Below are 6,818 nucleotides of genomic sequence, written 5' to 3'. Positions count from 1 at the left end.
GTTGCCGCAGCGATTGCTAGAGTTAAAGCTAAGAAAGCCGCGCAATCATCTGTTTCTCAACAACCAAATGAACAAACAACCACAGAGTAAGTGATAACCACATGAAATTTAGACCGCTTGATAGCAAAACACGCCGTTTAAAAATTGCTAGCGCCCCATTTACTCATGATAACCAAAGCACGAGTCAGGTCATGTTTTGGGTTCTGTTGGCGGCCATTCCGGGCATTGCCGTGCAAACCTATTTTTTTGGTATCGGCACCTTATATCAGATTGCTATTGCAATGGTGACGGCAGCCTTAACAGAAGCCGTTTCAATCCATTTGCGGAAACAGCCTGTTTTACCTGTACTAAAAGATAACTCGGCCATTGTGACCGCGTTATTGCTCGGTGTGAGCTTACCGCCACTATCCCCTTGGTGGCTGATTGTTCTTGGTACTATCTTTGCCATCATTATTGCTAAGCAGTGCTATGGTGGTTTAGGGCAAAACCCATTTAACCCTGCTATGGTCGGTTATGTGGTATTACTGATTTCATTCCCAGTGCAAATGACCAACTGGTTGCCGCCTCAGGAATTGCAACAACTGCATATTTCAGGTTTTGATAGTTTGATGGTGATCTTTAGCGGGCATACCTCGACGGGAATAACGCTGGATCAATTACGTACCGGTATTGATGGGATGAGCCAAGCAACACCGCTTGATAGCTTTAAAACGGGCTTACTCACCCACTCCATTTCCGATGTACTACAGCAACCAATTTTACAAGGCTCTTTAGCCGGTATCGGTTGGCAGTGGGTGAACCTTGCCTATCTGGCTGGCGGATTAATTATGCTCAGCCGCCGGATCATCAGCTGGCATATTCCCGTGGCATTTATTGGAACACTTGCCCTGCTCGCTGTGGTTAGCTGGCTAATCGACGATAGCCGTTATTCACCACCATTAATCCAATTATTATCAGGTGCGACGATGCTTGGCGCGTTCTTTATTGCCACCGACCCAGTCACAGCGTCAACAACACCAAAAGGACGCATAATTTTTGGGGTATTAATCGGGTTCTTAGTGTGGGTGATCCGTGTTTATGGTGGATACCCTGACGCCGTCGCATTTGCTGTCTTGCTTGCGAATATTACCGTGCCATTAATTGACCACTATACGCAGCCACGTGCGTATGGACATAAGTAAGGAGCCTCCATGTTAAATACGATGCGCCGTCATGGCACAATCTTGGCTCTGTTTGCTGCGGGAACCACTGCGCTCAGTGCTGCAGTTTATACGCTAACCAAAGACATCATTGCCGAGCAAGCTGCCCTTGTTCAGAAAAAATTGCTCGACCAAGTGGTGCCTGAATCCTTATATGACAATGATCTCGCCAAAGAGTGCTATCTGGTCACCAATGAAGCTATACTGGGAAATAAACTCCCTCGACATCTGTATATTGCCCGTAAGGATGGTCAACCTGTTGCTGCGGCATTAGAAAGTACCGCACCAGATGGTTATTCTGGTGCCATCCATTTATTGGTTGGTGCTGATTTTAATGGCAAAGTTTTGGGCGTACGCGTTACAGAGCATCATGAAACGCCAGGGCTTGGGGATAAAATTGAAACCCGAATATCCGATTGGATCACCCATTTTACAGGCAAGAAATTGGAATCTGCCCAAGATCCTCATTGGGCAGTGAAAAAAGACGGTGGCGATTTTGACCAATTTACAGGGGCAACGATTACCCCTCGTGCAGTTGTCAATGCCACAAAACGTACCGCCGCATTTATTCAAACGGTACCTGAAGAATTAGCAAATTACCCAATTTGTGGGGATGAATAATGAGTAGCGAAACCAAAGAGTTATTTGCACAAGGGTTATGGAAAAATAACTCTGCTTTAGTACAACTACTGGGTTTATGCCCATTACTGGCTGTATCATCGACAGCAACTAACGCACTGGGGCTTGGGCTTGCAACAACCCTCGTTCTGGTTTGTACCAACGTGGCAGTCTCTGCTTTTCGCCGTTGGGTTCCTGCTGAGATTCGCATACCTATCTACGTAATGATTATCGCCTCAGTAGTAAGTGCAGTACAAATGCTGATCAACGCCTATGCGTTTGGTTTATATGAGTCTCTGGGGATCTTTATCCCACTGATCGTGACAAACTGCATCGTGATTGGGCGCGCCGAAGCGTATGCTTCACGTAATCCAGTACCGTTATCTGCTATGGATGGACTCGCCATGGGGTTAGGTGCGACAGCGGCATTGTTTGTACTTGGCGCAATGCGCGAAATTTTAGGTAACGGAACCTTATTCAATGGTGCTGATCTGCTATTAGGTTCATGGGCTAAGTCACTACGTATTGAAGTCTTACACCTTGACTCACCTTTTTTACTCGCTATGCTGCCACCGGGTGCATTTATTGGCTTAGCATTAATGTTGGCGGGTAAATACCTTATTGATGAAAAAATGAAAAAGCGCGCGGCGCTAAAATCAGGTCAACAACCTCTACGTGAATACCAAAAAGAACAAGGTTGTGGCACAAATATCTCCTAAATTTGAAGCTTTGTGAGCAATGAATAAAACTAAACGAATCGAAATTCTCACTCGCCTGCGCGATAACAATCCACATCCCACAACGGAGCTAGAATTTAGCTCCCCTTTTGAGTTGCTAATTTCGGTGTTGCTTTCTGCACAAGCCACCGATGTCAGTGTGAATAAGGCGACCGCAAAATTATATCCCGTTGCCAATACACCAGAACAAATGGTTGCTCTTGGGGTCGATGGCATTAAAGAGTATATAAAAACCATCGGATTGTTTAACACTAAAGCGGAAAGCGTCTATAAAACTTGCCAAATTCTGATCGAAAAACATCAGAGCCAAGTTCCCGAGAACCGAGAAGCGTTAGAAGCCTTACCCGGTGTAGGACGTAAAACCGCCAATGTGGTACTCAATACGGCATTTGGCTGGCCAACGATTGCCGTCGATACCCATATTTTCCGCGTGTGTAACCGAACCAAATTCGCCCCAGGCAAAGATGTTGTTGAGGTCGAAGAAAAGTTACTCAAAGTGGTCCCTGCTGAATTTAAAGTTGATTGTCATCACTGGTTTATTTTGCACGGTCGTTACACATGCATCGCACGCAAACCTCGCTGTGGATCGTGTATTATTGAGGATCTTTGCGAGTTTAAAGATAAAGTTTACCCTGAAAATTAATCAAGTTAGCCTAAGATGCGAATTTCCACATCGTTATAAAGTCATTCGCATTTTTTTCTTGCTCTAAGACTTTGTCTTACGCAACAATAGAGCCAAACTCAACATCAAATAAACGGTAAGTATGTTTCAAGACAACCCATTACTAGCGCAACTCAAACAGACGTTGCATGCCAAAACACCTCGCGTCGAAGGTCTGGTTAAAAGCACAGAAAAAGGATTTGGCTTTTTAGAAGTCGATGGACAAAAAAGCTATTTTATTCCGCCTCCGCAAATGAAAAAAGTGATGCACGGAGATAGAATTTCTGCCGCCGTTCATACGGATAAAGACCGCGAGTTCGCTGAACCTGAAGAATTAATCGAACCATTTCTCAACCGTTTTGTCGGTAAAATTCAGAAAAAAGATAACGATAATCGCCTGTTTGTCATCCCTGACCATCCGCTGTTAAAAGATGCCATTTCATGCCGACCAATCAACGGTATTACCCATGAATTCAAGCAAGGTGACTGGGTCGTTGCCGAAATGCGCCGTCATCCACTAAAGGGTGACAAAGGCTTCTATGCTGAAATTACAGAATATATTACCTACGGTGACGACCATTTCGCACCGTGGTGGGTAACGTTACGCCGTCACCAATTAGACCGTGCAGAACCGGCAATGGTGGACAGTGAGCGTGATGACGAAGGTTTAGAACGTGTTGATTTAACTCATCTACACTTTGTCACTATCGATAGCGCAAGCACCGAAGATATGGATGATGCACTGTATATCGAAAAAACGGCTGAAGGTAACCTGAAGCTGTATATCGCTATCGCAGATCCAACCAGCTATATCAAGGAAGGAAGTGAATTAGACAAACTCGCTTTAGCTCGCTCATTCACCAATTACCTGCCTGGCTTCAATATTCCAATGTTGCCTCGCCAACTTTCTGATGACTTGTGCTCTCTGCGACCAAATGCCCGTCGCCCTGCTTTGGTTTGCGTTACGCAAATCCTGCAAGATGGTGCTATTGATAGCAATATCGAATTCTTCAGTGCATGGGTCGAATCAAAAACTAAGCTTGTCTACGATGAAGTATCTGATTGGTTAGAAGAAACGGGATCATGGAAGCCACAATCTGATGCCGATACACAACAAATCAGACTATTAAAAGAAATGGCGGATAAACGCCTGCAATGGCGTCATGATAATGCATTAGTGTTCAAAGACAGACCGGATTACCGTTTTGTTTTAGATGAAAATGGTAACGTGGTCGAGATCGTTTCAGAAAGCCGTCGTACTGCAAACCGCATTGTTGAAGAAGCGATGATCACCGCTAACTTATGTGCCGCTAACGTCCTGAAAAACAAATTAGGTTTTGGTGTATTTAACGTCCATATGGGCTTTGAACCGTTGCAGATCGAACAAGTCGTTCAAACGCTGAAAGATAATGGCATCGAAGCCAATGGTGAAGCGCTATTAACGCTTGAAGGCTTCCGTGAATTGCGTCGCCTATTAGATTCGCAGCCAACCCAATTCTTAGACAGCCGCATTCGCCGCTTCCAAACCTTTGCTGAAGTGAAAGCAGACCCAGGTCCACACTTTGGTCTGGGCTTCGAAGCATATGCAACATGGACATCGCCAATTCGTAAATACACCGATATCGTCAACCACCGTTTGTTGAAATCGATTATCGCAGGCGCGCCAACGCCAGCAAAACCAAGTGAAGAACTATCAATAAAATTAGCAGAACGCCGCCGTGCTAACCGCATGGCTGAACGTGATGTTGGCGACTGGTTATACTCTCGTTACCTAAAACCATTTGAAGGCACTGAGACCAAATTCCCCGCTGAAATTATTGATATTACCCGTGGTGGTGTGCGCGTACGTTTAGTCGATAACGGCGCTGTTGCCTTTATCCCTGCGCCATTCTTACACAGTGTTCGTGATGAGATTCAATGCAGCCAAGAAACAGGCAGTGTATTGATCAAAGGCGAAAAAGCCTATCAATTAAACGATATTATTGATGTGAATATCGCAGAAGTACGCATGGAAACTCGCAATATCGTTGCTCGCCCAGCGGCGTAAGATATCCTTTCATTTTCCATTGAGACCATTATCTTGCGGTAATGGTCTTTTTTATTTGTTCAAATTACATTCAAAATGAATGAGTTAGCATTTAATGTTAAATATCTGGCGATTCTTAACATTTATTTCTGATTATTCCGATCCGTCTATTCGTTTTTCGTGATATTTTAATTTGGCTATATGCTGATACGTAATTATCATTATAAAAAATAGATTGGAGTAAACATCATGAAACGCATCCTCTCTTTTGTCATTATCGCAACGGTGGCACTGGGTCTCAGTGCTTGTTCAAATATGTCAAAACAGAATAAAAACACAGCGATTGGAGCGACTGTCGGTGCTGTTGGAGGCGCAATATTAACGGATGGAAGCGCACTAGGTACTGTAGGTGGCGCAGCTATCGGTGGGATTATTGGACATCAAGTTAAGAAGTAATTCTGACACACAGTATGATGATAAATGGGGGAAATTTCCCCCATTTTATTTTGGTTCAACCACCCGCCAATTTGACTTGGTAGCCTTTTGCTTCAAGTAACTGTTTTAGTAAGTCGCGTTTATCACCTTGAATTTCAATGTCACCGTCTTTGACCGCGCCACCGCAACCACATTTTTTCTTTAATTCTGCTGCGAGTTTTGCCAGTTCCGCATCATCAAGATCTAGCCCTGTGACAACACAGACCCCTTTACCTTTACGGCCCGAGGTTTCACGGCGAATACGCACGATGCCATCACCTTTTGGTCGCACCGCTTTCGGCTTTTCTTCCTCAATGCGTCCAACGTCTGTGCTATACACTAAACGGCTGTTAGCGTCACTCATGCGATATCCCTGATTGATTGGTTGATCTGTTTTAAAGTCAGTGCAGGATCGTCACTACGAGTGATTGGGCGTCCTATTACCATGTAGTCCACACCCGCCTCGAGCGCCTGTTGAGGCGTCATAATACGGCGCTGATCCCCCACATCACTCCCAACAGGGCGAATACCTGGAGTCACCAGCTTGAATTCTTGACCGCACACTGCTTTCAGTGCTTTGGCTTCATGTGCCGAACAGACTACACCATCAAGACCACACTGCTTGGTTAGGATCGCTAAACGTTCTGCGTGTTCTGCAGGGGTTAAGTTGATTCCAACGCCAGCAAGATCAGAAGCATCCATACTGGTTAATACTGTTACGGCTGTAAGTAAAGGCGCGTCTTTACCATAGCTCTCAAGGGCTTGACGAGCAGCTTCCATCATACGAGCGCCACCGCTGGCATGGACGTTGACCATCCAAACTCCCATTTCTGCTGCCGCTGAAACCGCTCGAGCGACGGTATTGGGAATATCGTGGAATTTAAGATCCAGAAAAACATCAAAACCACGGTCATGGAGTGACTTTACAAATTGAGGACCATTAAACGTGAACATCTCTTTGCCCACTTTTAAGCGACAATCGCGCGGGTCAATCCTATCAACAAATGCGAGCGCTGCATCAGAACTTTCATAATCCAGAGCGACAATGATAGGCGAGTCAGTGTTAACGCGAACGAGGTTCTCAGTTGAGGAGTTCATTTCAT

8 protein-coding genes are annotated in these 6,818 nt (G+C 45.1%); 6 read left to right on the top strand and 2 right to left on the bottom strand.

Annotated features, from left to right (window positions below; translation table 11 throughout):
* Positions 1-101: 101 nt before the first annotated feature.
* The 6 genes from rsxD to osmB all read left to right on the top strand — a co-directional run bounded on the left by rsxD (position 102) and on the right by osmB (position 5,697).
* Positions 102-1,181 carry an electron transport complex subunit RsxD gene (gene rsxD, locus PR766_RS12460; RefSeq protein ID WP_006659774.1) on the top strand — a complete coding sequence of 360 codons (1,080 nt, stop codon included), beginning with the start codon at positions 102-104 and terminating at the stop codon, positions 1,179-1,181.
* A gap of 9 nt (positions 1,182-1,190) precedes the next feature.
* Positions 1,191-1,820, top strand: a complete 630-nt coding sequence (gene rsxG / locus PR766_RS12455) for an electron transport complex subunit RsxG (RefSeq protein ID WP_006661704.1) — start codon at positions 1,191-1,193, stop codon at positions 1,818-1,820.
* Entirely contained in the window at positions 1,820-2,536 is a 717-nt protein-coding gene (locus tag PR766_RS12450) for an electron transport complex subunit E (protein ID WP_006659772.1), read from the top strand. The genes rsxG and PR766_RS12450 overlap by 1 nt, the downstream gene beginning before the upstream one ends.
* 19 nt (positions 2,537-2,555) lie before the next feature.
* Complete coding sequence (gene nth / locus PR766_RS12445) at positions 2,556-3,197, top strand: endonuclease III (protein WP_006659771.1); 642 nt, start codon at positions 2,556-2,558, stop codon at positions 3,195-3,197.
* Between the two features lie 121 nt (positions 3,198-3,318).
* On the top strand, positions 3,319-5,262 hold the full coding sequence (locus PR766_RS12440) for an exoribonuclease II (RefSeq protein ID WP_006661702.1): 1,944 nt from the start codon (positions 3,319-3,321) through the stop codon (positions 5,260-5,262).
* Positions 5,263-5,490: 228 nt separating this feature from the next.
* A complete protein-coding gene (gene osmB / locus PR766_RS12435) occupies positions 5,491-5,697 on the top strand; it encodes an osmotically-inducible lipoprotein OsmB (protein ID WP_006659769.1) in 207 nt (68 codons plus the stop codon).
* Between the two features lie 55 nt (positions 5,698-5,752).
* Here the strand turns inward: osmB and yciH are convergent, their stop codons facing one another.
* A complete protein-coding gene (gene yciH, locus PR766_RS12430; protein WP_006659768.1) occupies positions 5,753-6,079 on the bottom strand; it encodes a stress response translation initiation inhibitor YciH in 327 nt (108 codons plus the stop codon).
* Positions 6,076-6,813: an orotidine-5'-phosphate decarboxylase gene (gene pyrF, locus PR766_RS12425; RefSeq protein WP_154636591.1), complete on the bottom strand. Its 738-nt coding sequence runs from the start codon at positions 6,811-6,813 to the stop codon at positions 6,076-6,078. Before pyrF ends, yciH begins: the two co-directional genes overlap by 4 nt.
* Positions 6,814-6,818: the final 5 nt, after the last annotated feature.

It is taken from the genome of Providencia sp. PROV208 (assembly GCF_028479465.1).
GTDB lineage: Bacteria > Pseudomonadota > Gammaproteobacteria > Enterobacterales > Enterobacteriaceae > Providencia > Providencia alcalifaciens.
The sequence above is the reverse complement of the archived record's forward strand: the minus strand, read 5'-3'. Positions and strand labels throughout refer to the sequence as shown.